The sequence below is a fragment of the Phytohabitans sp. LZ39 genome, from assembly GCF_059359075.1.
On sequence record NZ_JCADBM010000021.1, the window covers coordinates 151,622 to 166,873 of the forward strand.

13 protein-coding genes are annotated in these 15,252 nt (G+C 70.1%); 5 read left to right on the forward strand and 8 right to left on the reverse strand.

All coding sequences use genetic code 11. The features are described from left to right. Window positions 1-23 precede the first annotated feature (23 nt). Window positions 24-1,193, forward strand: coding sequence for a cytochrome P450 (locus AC5L36_RS33525; protein WP_441224642.1), 1,170 nt, complete (start codon window positions 24-26; stop codon window positions 1,191-1,193). Here AC5L36_RS33525 and bioD read toward each other — a convergent pair. Further along, window positions 1,190-1,927, reverse strand: coding sequence for a dethiobiotin synthase (bioD, locus tag AC5L36_RS33530; protein ID WP_441224641.1), 738 nt, complete (start codon window positions 1,925-1,927; stop codon window positions 1,190-1,192). The two genes, AC5L36_RS33525 and bioD, sit on opposite strands and share 4 nt — an antisense overlap. After that, entirely contained in the window at window positions 1,915-3,051 is a 1,137-nt protein-coding gene (locus tag AC5L36_RS33535; RefSeq protein WP_441224639.1) for an 8-amino-7-oxononanoate synthase, read from the reverse strand. The genes bioD and AC5L36_RS33535 overlap by 13 nt, the downstream gene beginning before the upstream one ends. Window positions 3,052-3,086: 35 nt before the next feature. Between AC5L36_RS33535 and bioB the strand changes: the two genes are divergently transcribed. Together bioB and bsaP are read left to right on the forward strand one after the other, a co-directional pair. Beyond that, window positions 3,087-4,082 carry a biotin synthase BioB gene (gene bioB, locus AC5L36_RS33540; RefSeq protein ID WP_441224638.1) on the forward strand — a complete coding sequence of 332 codons (996 nt, stop codon included), beginning with the start codon at window positions 3,087-3,089 and terminating at the stop codon, window positions 4,080-4,082. A gap of 11 nt (window positions 4,083-4,093) precedes the next feature. Next, on the forward strand, window positions 4,094-4,291 hold the full coding sequence (bsaP, locus tag AC5L36_RS33545) for a biotin synthase auxiliary protein BsaP (RefSeq protein ID WP_441224637.1): 198 nt from the start codon (window positions 4,094-4,096) through the stop codon (window positions 4,289-4,291). Between the two features lie 961 nt (window positions 4,292-5,252). On the opposite strand, the gene AC5L36_RS33550 is transcribed toward bsaP, so the two are convergent. Further along, window positions 5,253-6,206 carry a diguanylate cyclase domain-containing protein gene (locus tag AC5L36_RS33550; RefSeq protein ID WP_441224636.1) on the reverse strand — a complete coding sequence of 318 codons (954 nt, stop codon included), beginning with the start codon at window positions 6,204-6,206 and terminating at the stop codon, window positions 5,253-5,255. A 327-nt stretch (window positions 6,207-6,533) separates the two neighbouring features. Here AC5L36_RS33550 and AC5L36_RS33555 point away from each other — a divergent pair, with 327 nt between their 5' ends. Beyond that, a complete protein-coding gene (locus tag AC5L36_RS33555) occupies window positions 6,534-6,740 on the forward strand; it encodes a DUF397 domain-containing protein (RefSeq protein ID WP_441224635.1) in 207 nt (68 codons plus the stop codon). 92 nt (window positions 6,741-6,832) lie between these two features. Here AC5L36_RS33555 and AC5L36_RS33560 read toward each other — a convergent pair whose 3' ends face one another. From AC5L36_RS33560 to AC5L36_RS33580, 5 genes are all read right to left on the reverse strand, one after another. Beyond that, the gene (locus tag AC5L36_RS33560) at window positions 6,833-7,657 is read right to left on the reverse strand and encodes an SAM-dependent methyltransferase (RefSeq protein ID WP_441224633.1); all 825 of its coding nucleotides are present in this window, start codon (window positions 7,655-7,657) and stop codon (window positions 6,833-6,835) included. Between the two features lie 16 nt (window positions 7,658-7,673). After that, the gene (locus AC5L36_RS33565) at window positions 7,674-8,495 is read right to left on the reverse strand and encodes a helix-turn-helix domain-containing protein (RefSeq protein WP_494909495.1); all 822 of its coding nucleotides are present in this window, start codon (window positions 8,493-8,495) and stop codon (window positions 7,674-7,676) included. Between the two features lie 175 nt (window positions 8,496-8,670). After that, window positions 8,671-9,264, reverse strand: coding sequence for an RloB family protein (locus AC5L36_RS33570; protein WP_441224630.1), 594 nt, complete (start codon window positions 9,262-9,264; stop codon window positions 8,671-8,673). 44 nt (window positions 9,265-9,308) lie between these two features. After that, window positions 9,309-10,535, reverse strand: coding sequence for an AAA family ATPase (locus AC5L36_RS33575; protein ID WP_441224628.1), 1,227 nt, complete (start codon window positions 10,533-10,535; stop codon window positions 9,309-9,311). A gap of 173 nt (window positions 10,536-10,708) precedes the next feature. Continuing rightward, the gene (locus tag AC5L36_RS33580; protein ID WP_441224684.1) at window positions 10,709-13,018 is read right to left on the reverse strand and encodes a glycoside hydrolase family 9 protein; all 2,310 of its coding nucleotides are present in this window, start codon (window positions 13,016-13,018) and stop codon (window positions 10,709-10,711) included. A 430-nt stretch (window positions 13,019-13,448) separates the two neighbouring features. Between AC5L36_RS33580 and AC5L36_RS33585 the strand changes: the two genes are divergently transcribed. Next, window positions 13,449-15,008 carry an aldehyde dehydrogenase family protein gene (locus AC5L36_RS33585; protein ID WP_441224626.1) on the forward strand — a complete coding sequence of 520 codons (1,560 nt, stop codon included), beginning with the start codon at window positions 13,449-13,451 and terminating at the stop codon, window positions 15,006-15,008. Window positions 15,009-15,252 lie beyond the last annotated feature (244 nt).

Genomic DNA, 15,252 nt, shown 5'->3' on the forward strand with positions numbered 1-15,252 from the left:
TCGCTCGAGGTCGGCCGGGTAGCGTGGCCGGCGTGCTGTTCCGGACCTGGGAGGTGGGGGCGCGGGAGTTTCCCGACGTCGCGACCGTCGCGGACCACGTCGGGGTCGAGCACCTCGTCGTGACGCGCCACGCCCTCGTCCGGGAGGTGCTCGCCGACCAGGAGACGTTCCGCCCCGACAACGCGCTCGACGCGATGACCCCGATCCCCGTCACGGCGCTGCGGATACTCACCCACCACCGGTTCCGGCTGCCGCCGACCCTGGCCAACAACGGGCACCCGAGCCACCCCGCGATCCGGGCGATCGTCGCCGACGCGCTGCATCCGAAGCGGGTGGAGGAGCAGCGGGCCTGGCTGACCGGCGTCGTGCGGGGGCGGGTCACGCGGCTGGCGGCCGATCTCGACGCCGGGCTGCCCGTCGACCTGTACGCGGACCTCGCCGCCGACCTGCCCCTGCTGGTGCTCGCCCGCCTCGTCGCGCTGCCCGACGCCGAGGCGGCGGTGGTCAAGGAGTTCACCCGGGCGGCGTTGGAGCTCTTCTGGGCACCGGTGGCGCTCGACCGCCAGCTCGCCCTGGCCGAGATCGTGGGGCGGTTTCACGCGGTGCTGCGCGAGTTCGCCAAGGAGGGGCCGGGGCTGGCGGCCGACCTGCGGGCGCACACCGACAGCCTCGACGTCGTGGTTGGCGCGCTCTTCTTCCTGCTGGTCGCGGGGCAGGAGACGACCTCGCAGTTTCTCACCCTGCTGCTGCACCGGCTGGCCGGCGAGCCGGCGGTGCTCGACGGGCTGCGGGCCGGCAGCGTCTCGGTGGACGACGTGGTCGAAGAGGGCCTGCGCCTGGTGCCGCCGATCGTCACGTGGCGGCGGGTGGCCTCCCGCGACACGGTCCTTGGCGGCACGCCGCTGGCCCGCGGCACGAGCGTGGTGCTGTGGCTCGCGCGCGCCGGACGAGACGGGGCGGTCGTCCCCAATCCGGACGACTTCCGTCCGGGTCAGCGGGGATCGCGGCGGCATCTTGCCTTCGGCGCGGGCGCCCACCGCTGCGTCGGCGCCCAGCTCACCCGCATGGAGGCGTCCGTCGTGGTGGCCGAGACCGCCGCGCTACTCCACAAGGCCGACGTGGTGAGACCCCCGTGGTGCCCCGACAACCTTTCCTTCCGGATGCCGGACGCCTTCGTGATCCGACGCCGCTAGGAGGCGTCCTCCGCCCACACCCGCCAGTCGTCCAGGACGCCGTACAGGAGTGGGGTCAGCCAGCCCGGCGCGCTGCGCTGGAAGACGCCCGGATCGAGGCCGCCGGCGCCGTCCGGTAGGGCACCGACCAGGTTGGGGAGCAGCTCGGCGAGGTTTTCCCAGTGCACGAGCTCCGGCTCGGCGGGCCACGCACCGAGCACCACGCCGGCCGAGACGCCGCGGCGGTCGAGCGCCTCCAGCGTGAGTGCGGTGTGGTTGAGCGTGCCGAGGCCGGCGCGGTTGACCACCACGGCCCGCGCGTCGAGCGAGACCGCCAGGTCGGCGACGGTCCACGGCTCGCCGGACGGGCGCAGGCCCATCGGCACCAGCAGCCCGCCGGCGCCCTCGACCAGCACCAGGTCGTGCTTTTCGACCTCGGCGCGGACGTCGTCGACCACCGAGTACAGCTCCAGCGGGGGCAGCTCCGCCACCCGCGCGGCGGCGAGCGGGGCCAGCGGGTCCGGGTACGACGCGAGCGTGCGGGCGGTCGCCGGGCTCGCCAGCCGGTTGACCACGTCTACATCGGAGGGTGCACCCGTGGAGGTGCCCGTCTGGCCCGGCTTGACCACCGCGACCCGCAGCCCGGCGGCCTGCGCGGCCGCCGTGACCGCAGCGGTGACGACGGTCTTGCCGACATCCGTATCGGTCCCGGTCACCACGACCGGACCGCGCCATTCGTCCGTCACGGTGCGCACTCCACGATCACGTCGAGGGCCCGGTCGAAGTCGGCCCGCGGCACGCCGACGTTGACCGTCAACCGCAGCCGGGCCCGACTGTCCGGAGTGGAAGGTGGACGGAAGCAGCCTACGGCCACACCGCGGTCGCGGCAGTCTGCGGCCCACGCCACCGCGGTCTCCGGGCCGGGTGCGGTCACCGACACCACCGCCCCGGCCGGCTCGGTGACGTCGAGGCCGGCGGCACGTAGGCGGTGTACAAGTGTGGCGGCACGGTCGGTGAGCTCCGCGCGGCGGCCGTCGGAGGCGCGGGCCACCTCCAGTGCGGCGAGCGCGCCGGCGGCGACGGCCGGCGGTGGCGCGGTGTCGAAGATGAAGGTGCGCCCGGTGTCCACCAGGTGCCGCGTCAGCGGCGCCGGGCCGGCGATGATGCCGCCGGCGGCGCCGAGCGACTTGGAGAGCGTGGCGGTGACCACCACGTCGGGCTCGCCGGCAAGGCCGGCGGCCGCGACGCCGCCCGCGCCGGACGGGCCGATCACGCCGAGCGCGTGCGCGTCGTCGACCAGCAGCAGCGCGCCGTGGCGGCGGGCCACCGCGTGCAGGTCGGCGAGGGGGGCGAGGTCGCCGTCGACCGAGAAGATCGACTCGGTCACCACTACCGCCGGCCGCCCGGGCGCGGCGGCCAGGGCCGCGTCGACCGCCGCCACGTCCGCGTGCGGGGTGACGACCACCTCCGCGCCGGAGATGCGGCACCCGTCGATCAGCGAGGCGTGGTTGTGCGCGTCGGAGACGAGGAGCGTACGCGGCCGGGTCAGCGCCCGCACCGCGCCGAGGTTGGCCAGGTAGCCGGAGGAGTACACGAGCGCGGCCTCGGCGCCCAGCCACCCGGCGAGGCGATCCTCGAGGTCGCGATGAGCGCCGGTCGAGCCGCGGACGAGGCGGGAGCCGGTGGCGCCCAGCCCGTACGCGTCGAGCGCCGCCCGCGCCGCCGCGATCACGTCCGGGTGGGTGGCGAGCCCGAGGTAGTCGTTGCCGGCGAGATCGACCACGCCGTCGCCCGGAGCCCGGTGTCGCAGCTCCCGGGCGAGCCCCGCCTTGGCGCGCAGCCCGGCCTTGCGCTCGAGTCGCTCTAGCCACTCACTCACGATTCACCTCGACATCCCCCTTGTAAGGTACGACCATGCCAGAGATCCTCGACCTCGCCCGTACCCAGGTGCTCGAACGCGGCGTCGGCCTCGACGAGGCCGGCGTGTCGGCCGTTTTGCGGCTGCCCGACGAGCACGTGCCGGACGCGCTACAGATCGCCCACGACGTGCGCATGCGGTGGTGCGGGCCGGAGGTGGAGGTCGAGGGCATCGTCTCGCTGAAGACCGGCGGCTGTCCCGAAGACTGCCACTTCTGCTCCCAGTCCGGCCTCTTCACCTCGCCGGTCCGCTCGGTGTGGCTCGACATCCCCTCGCTGGTGGAGGCGGCCAAGCAGACCGCGGCGACGGGCGCGACCGAGTTCTGCATCGTGGCCGCCGTCCGCGGGCCGGACGAGCGGCTCATGAAGCAGATGCGCGAGGGCGTCGCCGCCATCCGCGCCGAGGTGGACATCCAGGTCGCCGCGTCGCTGGGCATGCTCACCCAGGCGCAGGTCGACGAGCTGGTCGAGATGGGCGTGCACCGCTACAACCACAACCTGGAGACCTCCCGCTCGTACTTCGCGAACGTGGTAACCACCCACTCGTGGGAGGAGCGCTGGGACACCCTCCGCATGGTCCGCGACTCGGGCATGGAGGTGTGCTGCGGCGGCATCCTGGGGCTCGGCGAGACGGTGGAGCAGCGGGCGGAGTTCGCGGCGCAGCTGGCCGAGCTCGACCCGCACGAGGTGCCGCTCAACTTCCTCAACCCCCGCCCGGGCACGCCACTCGGCGACCGCCCGGTGGTGGAGGGCAAGGACGCGCTGCGGGCGATCGCCGCGTTCCGGCTCGCCATGCCGCGCACGATTTTGCGGTACGCGGGTGGCCGCGAGATCACGCTCGGCGACCTCGGCACGCGCGACGGCTTGCTGGGCGGCATCAACGCGGTGATCGTCGGCAACTACCTGACCACGCTCGGCCGCCCGGCCAGCGCCGACCTGGCGCTGCTCGACGACCTGAAGATGCCGGTCAAGGCCCTCTCGGCGACGCTGTGAGCGGAGCGGCGATGACGACGGCGGCGGCGTGGTGCGACAGGTGCGGTGAGCGGGCGGCCGAGGGCGACCACGCCGCCTGCGCCGCCGCCCGGCGCCTGGAGCCGCCCCGCTACTGCTCGGCCTGCCGCCGCCGCATGAAGGTGCAGGTGCTGCCGGCGGGCTGGTCGGCGACCTGCGTCGAGCACGGCACGGTCCGTTCGGGAGACTGATATATATACCCGGGTCCGCGTCAGCTGCGGACCGCCGCTCCCGCCGGAGACCGCTCCGGTCGGCGGCTCGCCAGGGCTCGCCGAGACCCCCGACCTCCGCTGCCAGCTCCGCCGAACAAACCCATCGCCTCGGGCTCCGGCCGGGCCGTCCCCGGCTTGTTCACCGTTCTTGGTGGGTGGTTGCGGTGGGAGCCGGGCTACGCCCGCTGGCTGCGGCAAGAGGCGGGGCCGGCCGCAGCGGGGCCACGGCGGGCAGGGATCCGCTCCGGCCATCGGGCTATCGGTTACATGGCGTCACCGACCCGGGATGGGGGCTTTGAGATCTAGGACGGTTAGGGTTGATATGACGCCCTAACTCTCCAAGATCTCGAATCTTGTGCCGCTCACACCGTCACGGCGGTTACTCGCGGCGACGAAGCCACCTGTTGTTGCGAGATCGCCGATCCGAGACCAGACATTGTGGACAGCGGCGACCGCGGCCCAGCGGCGGTCCGGACCACGATGGAGTCGCGGTAGTAGAGGGATGTCGAGCAAGTAGATCTTGCATCTTGCCTAGTCAAAGGCGTTTCCTGCGAACCTGGCGGCCTCGGCGCGGCGCTTCTGAGCTGGGGAGACACCGGAAGGCATTGTGCCGCACGCGGTCTCAAACCGGGCCGGCTGCCGATCATGGTCTTGCCGGGGGCTTGCACCGCGGACCTTGCAGCGCGGGTCGGGGATCTCGGCGAGCGCCAGCTCGCCGCCGACCCGCGCGTTCTCCGGCGGGAGCGGCGGTCCGCAACTGACACGGACCCGGGCAACTCAAGCTTTGAGGCACAGCACCGACGCCCGGCTCGCGTCTTTGAGTTGGTCTGCCGTCACTACCGCGCCCCGGGCGGTAGTGACGGCCCCCGTCAGAACACCCGACCGTTTGATCAAACTGTGTCCCCGGTCGTCGGAACGATCGACGCCGAGGGAGATTTGATCACGTCTCGGACGGCGCGGGATCCAGGTGTGGATCCGCTTCCGCACGGATCGCGAGGCAGTCCGCGGGCATCGTGTCGACCATGGTGCCGGCGCCGTCGGAGCACCGGTAGCGGACCAGGGCGGCCCACTCGGACGCGCCCTCGACCACGCCCGCGCGACGCATGCCGTCGCGGTGTACCCACACCGGGTCGCCCGCTCGGTACGGCACGGCGGGTGCCGAAGCGGTCAGGCCCATCGGGGCGGCGGTGGTGGCGGCGGGCTCGTACGTCACCGCGCGGCCGCCGCCCTCGGTGGCCACGACCCAGGTGATGCCGGCCTTGCCCGTGGTGCGCGCGTGCCGCTTGGCCCGGAACATCGCCTGGTCGGCGCGGCGCAGCAGGTCTGGGAGATCGGCCGGGTGGCCGGCCGGGACGACGCCGATCGAGGCAGTCACCGTCAGCGTGCGGCCGGCGATGTCCATCGGGGGCGCGATCGCCGCGCTGAGCGAGGCGGCGATCTCGTGCCACCACGCCTCCGGAGCGTCCGGGCGGGGCGCGCTCGGCAGCGCGGCGAACTCGTCGCCGCCGAAGCGGGCCACCAGGTGGTCGCCGAGGCACGCGCCCATGCGCCGGGCGATCACGCAGAGGACCTCGTCGCCGGCGTCGTGGCCGTAGGTGTCGTTGATGGGCTTGAAGCCGTTGAGGTCGAGGATCAGGACGGCCGACGAGCGCCCGTCGGCGCGCAGCAGCGTCGGGGCGAGCGCGTGGAACAGGCGGCGGTTGGCGAGCCCGGTCAGCGCGTCGTGACCGGCCATCCAGCGGAGCGTCACCCGCTCCTGCTCCAGCCGCTGGACGTGTGCTTCGAGCTGGTCGATGCGGGCCTGGAGTCGGGCTGCGTCGGCCTCGGTCCGCTGCTGGCCGCCACCCGGCGGCGCACCGCCCGTGCCGGCGGCGGCGGGATCGAGGATCCGCATCGGCCATCCTCTCAAAGACTGCGGCGGGCCAGTTGCTAGCCGTCGAGTCAACGTATGGCGACGACGGGTCGCCCCGCGCCACAAACGAATCATGACAGTTAGCCGACGCACGTGCAAGATTTCACCTGGATAACTGTCACGACGACATCGTGCATCGGAACGAGTTTCGGCTACTCTAGGTGCGTGCCACTTTCGTGGTGAAAGAATGATCCGTGCGTGCGAAACGACGGTTCTGCCTGTCACACGGGCATCGGGTGGCACACCGGCCACCGGCCCGGGGGTCACGCCGGTTACCCACAGCAAGCACTCCAGCGCGAGGGAGTACTGATGAGTAGCGAAACCGGCTGGATCATGTCCAGCAGGTCGACCGGCAACGGCGGCAGCTGTGTCGAGGCCCGTCGCCACGACGGCCTCATCCAGGTCCGCAACAGCAAGGCACGTGACGCGGGCACCGTGGTGTTCACCACGGAGGAGTGGGACTCGTTCCTGTTCGGCGCCAAGCGCGGCGAGTTCGACCAGCTCCTGACCGACTGACCCGCGGCGGAGCGCCGACTGACCGCAGCGGACCCAAAGAAAAAGATCGCCGGCCCCGCGGGGCCGGCGATCATGCTATGTGGACGGTGGACTCAGGCGAGGCGCCCGACGCCGCCGTACAGCCCCGAGTCCTTCGGGTTTTCCTTGAACTCGTCGACCTCGCCCGGATCCGGCCGCCACTGGGTCTGCCAGACAAGCCCCGGCTCGACGAGGTCGAACCCGTCGAAGAGCCCGAGGACCTCGCTCCGCGTCCGGACCGTCAGCGGCGTCACGGTCTGCCGCCGGTAGACATCGAGCGTCCGCTTCAGCAGCTCCGGGTCGAAGACCTGCTCGTCGACCGTCGAGTGGGCGAGCACCAGGTAGCTGCCCGGCGCGAGCGCGTCACGGAAGGTCGCCACGATCTGACGCGCCTCGTCGGTGTCTTCGACGAAGTGCAGGACGGCGACCAGCAGCACCGCGATCGGCTCGTCGAAGTCGAGCAGCTTACGCACCTGCGGGTGGTCGAGGATGGCCTGCGGCTCACGCGCGTTGGCCCGGATGGCCGTGGCGAACCTATTGCCATCCAGCAGCTCCAGGCTCTCCGACACCGCCTCCGGGTCGATGTCCACATAGACCACTCGGGCGTCCGGGATCGCGGCCTGGGCGATCTCGTGGACGTTGCCCTCGGTGGGGATGCCGGAGCCGATGTCGAGGAACTGGCGGACGCCGATCGAGGTCAGGTAGCGCACGGCGCGGCCGAGGAACGCCCTGTTGGCCCGGACGCTGGCCCGGATCAGTGGCGCCCGCTCGATCACCGCCTTGGCCGCCTCCTGGTCGGCCGGGAAGTTGTGGATCCCGCCCAGGTAGTAGTCGTACATCCGAGCCGCCGTGGCCGGCTTCTGATGTGCGCCCTGTGCGCCGTTGCCCACCCTCGTCACGCCCTTCCCCAGGTCGTCACCGGTACTCCCCCACTGGTACGGAATCCTTGCTGATGAGGTCGAAAATCCGGCGATATTCGTCGACCTCGCCCTGCTCCTCGAGGTAGAGCGCGCCGACGTGCGACTCCAGGTAGACCACGTCGGGGTCGTCCGGGTCGTCGAACTCCAGGATGCGGAAGGCGCCGGCCATCGCGGCGTGCGCGCCGACCGAGAAGGGCAGCACCCGGATGTCGACCGAGTCCTCTTGGGACAGCCGGCGAAGGTGCTCGACCTGCGCCTTGAGCACCTGCTCGCCACCGACCGGCCGGCTCACCGCGCCCTCGCCCAGCACGGTCACCAGCCGCAGCGGCGGGTTGCGGGCGAACAGCGCCTTCTGCCGCTGCATGCGCAGCTTGATGTGGCGCTCGGCAGCCTCCGAATCGGCCGGCTGCTCGGCGCCGAAGACGGCCCGCGCGTACTCCGGGGTTTGCAGCTCGCCGGGGATGACCTCGCCGTCGTACCCGAACATGCGGGACGCCGACGCCTCGAGACCCACGTAGAGCTTGAACCACTCCGGAATCACCGGGCTGGCATCCCACCACTCCTGCTGGGACGTGCCGAGCGCGAGCTCGGCGAGCGCGTCGGTGATGCTCTGATCCGCGCCGTAGAGCCAGCAGAGCGCGCGCACGTTGGCCGCCGTGACGGGCACTTTGCCCGTCTCGATGCGGTGCAGTGTCGGCTCCGAAATGCCGAGCCGCGCCTCCGCCACCTCCCGCCGGCTCATCCCGGACGCGGTCCGTAATCGCGTCAACCGCCGCCCCAACGTCCGTCGCACGACGCGTTGGCCTGTGACCGGCACTCCCCACCTCCGCCCCGCCAACCCCGTGTGGACGATGACGCCGAATACCGTACCTGCAACGCCGAGTTGTCAACAGGCGACCCGGCGTCGTGAATCAAATTCGCCGCTCGACACAGGTCTGACGAATCGTGATCTTCCCCCGGTGGGGAGGAATTCGCACGCAAGGTCCTGCCTACTACGAAGGCACGGACACCGCCGTCAGGAGACGATGCATCCCCGACGACGGATTGTCGTGTGGGAACGCTGTGCCGTTGCGGCCATGCATCTGATCCAGCGCGACCGCCCGCTCCGCCGCCAGGCGCCGGCCCGCCATGTAACCCCGCCCGTCGACACCCTTGTCCACCTGCCCATCGCAGGCACGGCGCAGCCGCCGAGCCGCGTCGTTGTCAAGCCAACTGCGACAGTCTCGGAAGTGCAGGATGAGCCAAAGCTCGAAGCACGGGTTGGAGATGGCCACGCGAATGCCATACCTGTCAGCGAGAGCGACCGCCTCGCTGAGGTTCGGATGGTTGTCCGGCCACTCCACATCGAACACACACCAGATCTCGTCGATCTCGCCCTCTTCGCGGTCCGCTCGTTCGCGAGCATCGACGGCCATACGCACCAGCGCCAACGGCACGGACCCGGAGGTGCTGCGCTCGATCCTCAGGTCAACGGCCGCGATGTCCCTGACCTCAGGCTCGCGTTTCAACGCCTCCAGGTACTCCGGCTCGCTGCGCCGCCCCTCGCAGAAGACTAAAACGGTCTTGCGTGGCCCTCGAACGGCCACCCTACGCCTGAGCGAACGACCACCAGTCCGCCGACTCCGCGGGCTCATTCTTCACCCGCTGCCAACCCGAGCACCGACTGCAACAGACGCTGGTCGAAATCCGGCACCGCACCGAACCGTCCCTGTAGATACGCCTTTTCGAGATTCAAGGAACGGCGGACCTTGTCGCCTCCATACTCGGCGAGCGCCGTGAGGGAGGTGGCCCCGTCGACACCCTTCTCCGTGAGCCAGACCTCGTCTCGGTTCAAATGGTTGAGGAGGCTGGTATCGTGCGTCGTAAAGATCAACTGCGCGCCACGTGGATTCGTTTCAGGATCCTGGAACAATTCAAGGAGGCGCGCCGAGAGCTTCGGATGGAGGCTAGCGTCGATCTCATCAAAGAGGAGCACCTGCCCGCGACGAAGAGCCCACAACATTGGTCCGATCAGACCGAACCAGGTTCGCGTACCCTCAGATTCCTCGCCGAGATCAAAGAGTAGTTCTTGACCAGCCGCCCGATGCACGAACCTCAACCTTGGCCGGACCTCCCCACCTGATCCAACCAACTCATTGACGATCTTCACGTCGTCGATTCCCAGGTCTGCCAGTCGCAGCAAGGCCAGCGCAGACTTGGACCCGAACTGCGCAGAATCCGACTCTCCGAATAGCGTCAACTGCTCACCATGCGTTGCATCGATGAACAACCGCTGAGTGGACGACATCATCGCCAACGGTGATCGCCTTCGTCCGGAGTAACTACGACGAGCACCCAAGACACCTACCTCTGCAAGCAGGCGTCCGAAGCCTTCCACTTCTGGCTCGCCGAATCTCATCGCAGCAGAAAGGGCGAGCGTTGTTGGGGTCAACAATTCGCGTGTCCCGGAAAGGCTACCCAGCCCTCGCCGAAAACCAACCTCAAGAGCCTCCCTTTCGAACAAGGAGCGGCGTCTCCGCTCTGGGTAGCTGTAGAGGCCCTCGAAGATCACGGACTCCGCATCGAGCTCGATACGGTATTCGTAGCGGACGCCGCGTACCATCATCTCGACCTCGAAGATCGTTGGCACCTGCGGTCCAGCGGCGAACTTGAAGGGCGTCCGCGGCACGAGTCGATCCCAGGAGCGCAGGGATTCGCGCACGGCTTCGGACAGCCATGCGAATGCATCGAGCAAGTTTGACTTACCTGATGCATTCGGGCCATATATGCCGGCAACCGTAAGAACCTTCTCGTTGAGCCGCGGAAAGGATCGGGCCGCCGGCCGGTCGCCGTCTACGGCGATCATGGAGAGTTCCACGGGCTGCATGATCGACAAGTGGTTGGAAACCTCGAACCGTAGCAGCATCACTCGCCCGCTTCCATCGCACCAACCCTGCATGCTCAGGCCACCCTACGTCAAGAATCAACGTAGAGTGGCCTGAGACCGCAGGTCCGGCGCAGCCTGCCGCGCCTAGGGCGTGGCGGCGAGTCCTACGCCGCCACGGTGCAGGCGGCGCCGTTGACGGTGAAGGCGGTCGGGCGGGGGTTGGTGCCGGTGTGCGAGGCGTTGAAGCCGACCGACAGTGACCCTCCGGCCGGGACCGCGCCGTTCCAGGCCTCGTTGACGCCGGTGACCGCGGCACCGCTCTGTGTCCAGCGCGCACCCCAGCCCTGGGTGACGCGCTGCCCGCCGGGGAAGGTGAACGCGACCGTCCACGAGGACCACGCGGTCGTGCCGGTGTTGCGGATGGTCAGGCTGCCGGTGAAGCCGGTCGACCAGTCGTTGGTGCTGTACGTGACCGAGCACGGCCCCGTCGGCCCGGGCGTCGTCGGCGACGGCGTCGGCGAGACCGAGGGCGACACGGACGGCGACACCGAGGGAGACACCGAGGGAGACAGCGACGGAGTCGGGCTGGGCGTGACGTTGCCCGGCGGGTCGCCCCAGAGCTTCACGCCGTTCTCGTAGAGCGGCACGGCCTTGTTGGGGCCGGCGGCCGTCTGGTACGAGGGGTCGTTGGCCGGGTTCCACGTGCCGCCCTCGGGCACCCCGATCTTGAACTGCACCTCCATCCGGTGCTGCGACTGCCCCGCGGGCGCGATCGTGTGCCCGGTGCAGTCGATCTCGACGTACCAGATGTCGCCGCTGTGCTGGCGGGCCGTGGTAGGCGACGGGCAGCCCTGTGTGTAGCCCGCCGTCACGATCGGCGCGGCGGTGCCCTCGCGGGTGAAGTAGTAGCGGAACACCGAGCGGGTGAGCGCCCGCGCCGGGTAGGCCGACTTGTTGTACACGATGGCCTTGAGGCCGGTGGCCCGCGGCTCGTTCTGCATGACGGTGGTCTCGACCGTGAACTGGTCGATGTCCGGCGTCTCCGGCTGCGGGAAGTTGGCCAGCGGCGTCCCGCCGTACTCCTGGTAGAGCCGGACCAGCGCGGAGGTGAAGCCAGCGTTGTAGTCGGTGGCCACCTCGTTCATCACGTAGTCGTTGCGCTCGTCCTTGTACGCGTCGTCGGGCGAGGACGGGCCGCCGACCAGCGCGCCGTAGAGGACGTGGCGGGTGGCGGTGGGCACGGTCATGCTGTCCCACCACGAGCCGTGCGCGGTGCGGTGGTGCGGGTTCTTCGGTGAGTTGGCGCCGAACCCGATGACGTAGCTGGAGTTGCGCGGGTTGGCGCCGAGCGCGTAGTCGATCTGCCGGACCGCGAAGTCGTGGTAGCGCGTCTTACGCGTCGCGTCGGTGGTCTTGTCGCTGTAGACGAGGGCGGCGAAGGCGGTGTTGGACGCGTACCGCAGCGCGCCCCAACTGTCCACGACCACCATGCCGCCGGGCGAGGTGCGCACCTTCTCGCCGTTGACCCCGACGGTGAAGTAGTCCAGCCAGCGGTTGGCGTCGTCGACGTACTTCTGCTTGCCGGTGAGGTTGGCCAGCAGCACGTAGTTGCCGAACTGCTTGTTGTCCCATGCGATCGTCCACTTGTACATCTTCGTGGTGGACTGGTTCTCGTTGCCCTGCGCGTCGTAGCCGGCCTCGGCCTTCGCGAGGTAGGCGGCGTCGCCGGTGGCCCGGTAGAGCCAGATGGCGCCCCAGACGAGCTCGTCGGCGTACCCGCTCCAGGACTTGTAGAAGTTGGTGACGTCGGTGATGCACTCGTGGTACATCCGCTTCACGTTCTCGGCGAACGTGTAGAGCTGCCGCGCGTGGGTCAGCAGCGTGTTGGCGTACGCGGCGTCCGTGGGGCGGAAGACCATCGAGGACGCGGCCATCGCGGCCGCCGTCTCACCGGCCAGGTCGGCGCCGCCACAGCTGGCGTCGATCTTGTATGCCGGGCGGGCCATCGGCAGCACCTCGGCCGGTCCCCACCACTTGTGGTCGTCGTCGCCCTTGCCCACCTGTCCATAGAGGACATTGGGCGAGGGGTGCGCCTTGATGAAGTAGTCGTTGGGCACGCGGAGGTTGTTGAGCAGGTGGGTGAGCTGGCCCGACGAGGCGTACGCGTCGCGGTACTCCACCGCGCCCCAGGCGAGCATCGTCGTGGTGAACGCCATCGGGAAGCCGAACTTCACGTGGTCGCCGGCGTCGAACCAGCCGCCCGTGAGGTCGAGCCCGACGTCCGAGCCGTCGGTCAGGGCGGAGTCGCCGCGCCAGGAGACGCGGTTCCACGCCGGCTTGCGGCCGGCGACCTGGGCCTCGTAGAAGAAGAGGGATTTCTGGAGGGCTTCGCCGTAGTTGTAGGCACCGGCCGCCTCCGAGCGTGGCGCCGCCCAGATCGCGGCTGCCACCGCGACCAGGATGGCCGATGCCACGGCGCCCGCACGGCGATACCAGATGAACCTGCCAGACACTAGAATCGCTCCTGTCCGTGTTTCCAGGCTCCGGCCCTCACTTCGCGGCCGCGCGAGGCGAAGACCGGAGTCTGCTGTGGAGCCGCGCGCGACTACGCGTAGTGAGGACATCGAGGGGCGGATGTGGGCGCATCCGCCCCTCGCCTCGTTTCGGGAGAGCCGCGAACGGGGTGGGTTCTTCCTGGGAGATGGGAGCGCTCCCATATATAGCCACCTATGTTCGCACATTGTTTCGCGGTTGTGAAGGGCCCTGCTCAGGCGCGGTGAAGCCACCCGATGCAAAGCGGCTAATTGCAGCTAAATACACATTGGCAGCCGAACGTACAGTTGCCGTCGCGCCTTGTGGCCGACCACCCTCTGGCAAACGGAAAGCCGGACCGAGGAGGCAGCCATGGCCCTGCACGTGGCCCCTGGGACCGCATGGGCGGACGCACTCGCCCGCGCGGTCGCCGCGACACCCGAGGCGTTCGACGGCACGATCACCAGCAGCGACGTGACCCTGCGTAACCTCACCGGGGGCGGGTGGCAACCGATCGGCACGCCCGGCACGGTCCGCACCCCGGTCGACAACACCGCGCTCGCCCGTCTGTCCCGAGTGGACGCCGGGGTCGCCCGCACCGCGGTCACCGCGGCGGCGGCCGCGCACCGGGTCTGGGCCACGACGCCACTGGCCGAGCGAAAGGCACGGGTGACCGCCGCCCTGGACGACCTCACCGCCCACCGCGACACGCTCGCGCTGCTGCTGGTCTGGGAGATCGGCAAACCCTGGCGGCTGGCCCGCGCCGACGTCGACCGCGCGCTCGACGGGGTGCGCTGGTACGCCGAGCAGATCGACCGCCAGGTCGCCGGCCGCGACCCGCTCCCCGGCCCGGTCAGCAACATCGCCAGCTGGAACTACCCGATGAGCGTGCTCGTACACGCCGAGCTGGTGCAGCTGCTCGCCGGCAACGCGGTCATCGCCAAGACCCCGTCCCAAGGCGGCGCGGTCTGCCTCACCGTCGCGCACGCGCTCATGCACCGCGCCGGCCTGCCGGTGACCCTGCTCTCCGGCGGCGGCGAGGAGCTGAGCGAGGTGCTCGTCCGCTCCCCCGAGATCGGCGCGGTCGCGTTCGTGGGCGGCCGCTCCAACGGCGGCAAGGTGGCCGCCGCGCTCCTCGACACCGACAAGCGCCACATGATCGAGCAGGAGGGCCTCAACGCCTGGGGCATCTGGCATTTCTCCCAGTGGGACGTGCTCGCCGCCCACCTCAGGAAGGGCTTCGAGTACGGCAAGCAGCGGTGCACGGCCTACCCGCGCTTCGTGGTGCAGCGCGAGCTCGTCGACGCCTTCCTCGACGTCTACCTGCCGGTGGTACGCGCGATCCGCTTCGGCCACCCGCTGGCGGTGGCGGCCGCCGGTGACCCCCTCCCCGACCTCGACTTCGGCCCGCTGATCAGCGCCGCCAAGGCGGACGAGCTGCACCGCAAGGTCGACGAGGCGATACGCGCCGGCGCGATCCCGCTCTACCGCGGCCGCCTCGACCGCGGCACGTTCCTGCCCGGCCAGGACACCTCGGCCTACGTGGCGCCGGCTGCCCTGCTCGCCCCACCGGGCCGCTCGCGGCTGATGCACGCCGAGCCGTTCGGCCCGGTCGACACCATCGTCGTCGTGGACACCGAGGAGGAGCTGCTCGCCCAGATGAACGCTTCCAACGGCGCCCTCGTCGCCAGCCTCGCCTGCGACGACGAGGAAGAGGCCGCCAAGCTGGCGGTAGACCTGCAAGCGTTCAAGGTGGGCGTCAACAAGCCCCGCTCCCGCGGCGACCGCGAGGAGCCTTTCGGCGGCCGGGGCGCATCGTGGAAGGGCGCCTTCGTCGGCGGCGACCTCCTGGTCCAGGCGGTCACGGTCGGCGAGCCGGGCGAGCGCCTCTTCGGCAACTTCCCCGACCACACCAGCTATCCGCCGACCTAGAGAGCGTTCGGGGTCGGGGGCGACCTCGACCCCCGTTCGAGATAAAGATTTGGGCTACCGCGATGTCCGTCGTGGTCCGTGCCGTTGCTCCCGCGGCCTCACCCGTCCGCCTTTGGTCGCGGTCCTTTGTTGCGAGGCGCACAGGTGACAGGACCGGGCAAGGATCCACGGACTACATGGATTTCCTGCCCGCACAGGTGGGCCGGCCTCGCCGGCCACCGTCAGTGACACAGCGTCAGCAGGC

Coding starts and splice junctions, on each gene's coding strand:
- AC5L36_RS33550 (WP_441224636.1), bottom strand. CDS start 6,206: ATGCGGATCCTCGATCCCGCCGCCGCCGGCACGGGCGGTGCGCCGCCG.
- AC5L36_RS33555 (WP_441224635.1), top strand. CDS start 6,534: ATGAGTAGCGAAACCGGCTGGATCATGTCCAGCAGGTCGACCGGCAAC.
- bsaP (WP_441224637.1), top strand. CDS start 4,094: ATGACGACGGCGGCGGCGTGGTGCGACAGGTGCGGTGAGCGGGCGGCC.
- AC5L36_RS33585 (WP_441224626.1), top strand. CDS start 13,449: ATGGCCCTGCACGTGGCCCCTGGGACCGCATGGGCGGACGCACTCGCC.
- bioB (WP_441224638.1), top strand. CDS start 3,087: ATGCCAGAGATCCTCGACCTCGCCCGTACCCAGGTGCTCGAACGCGGC.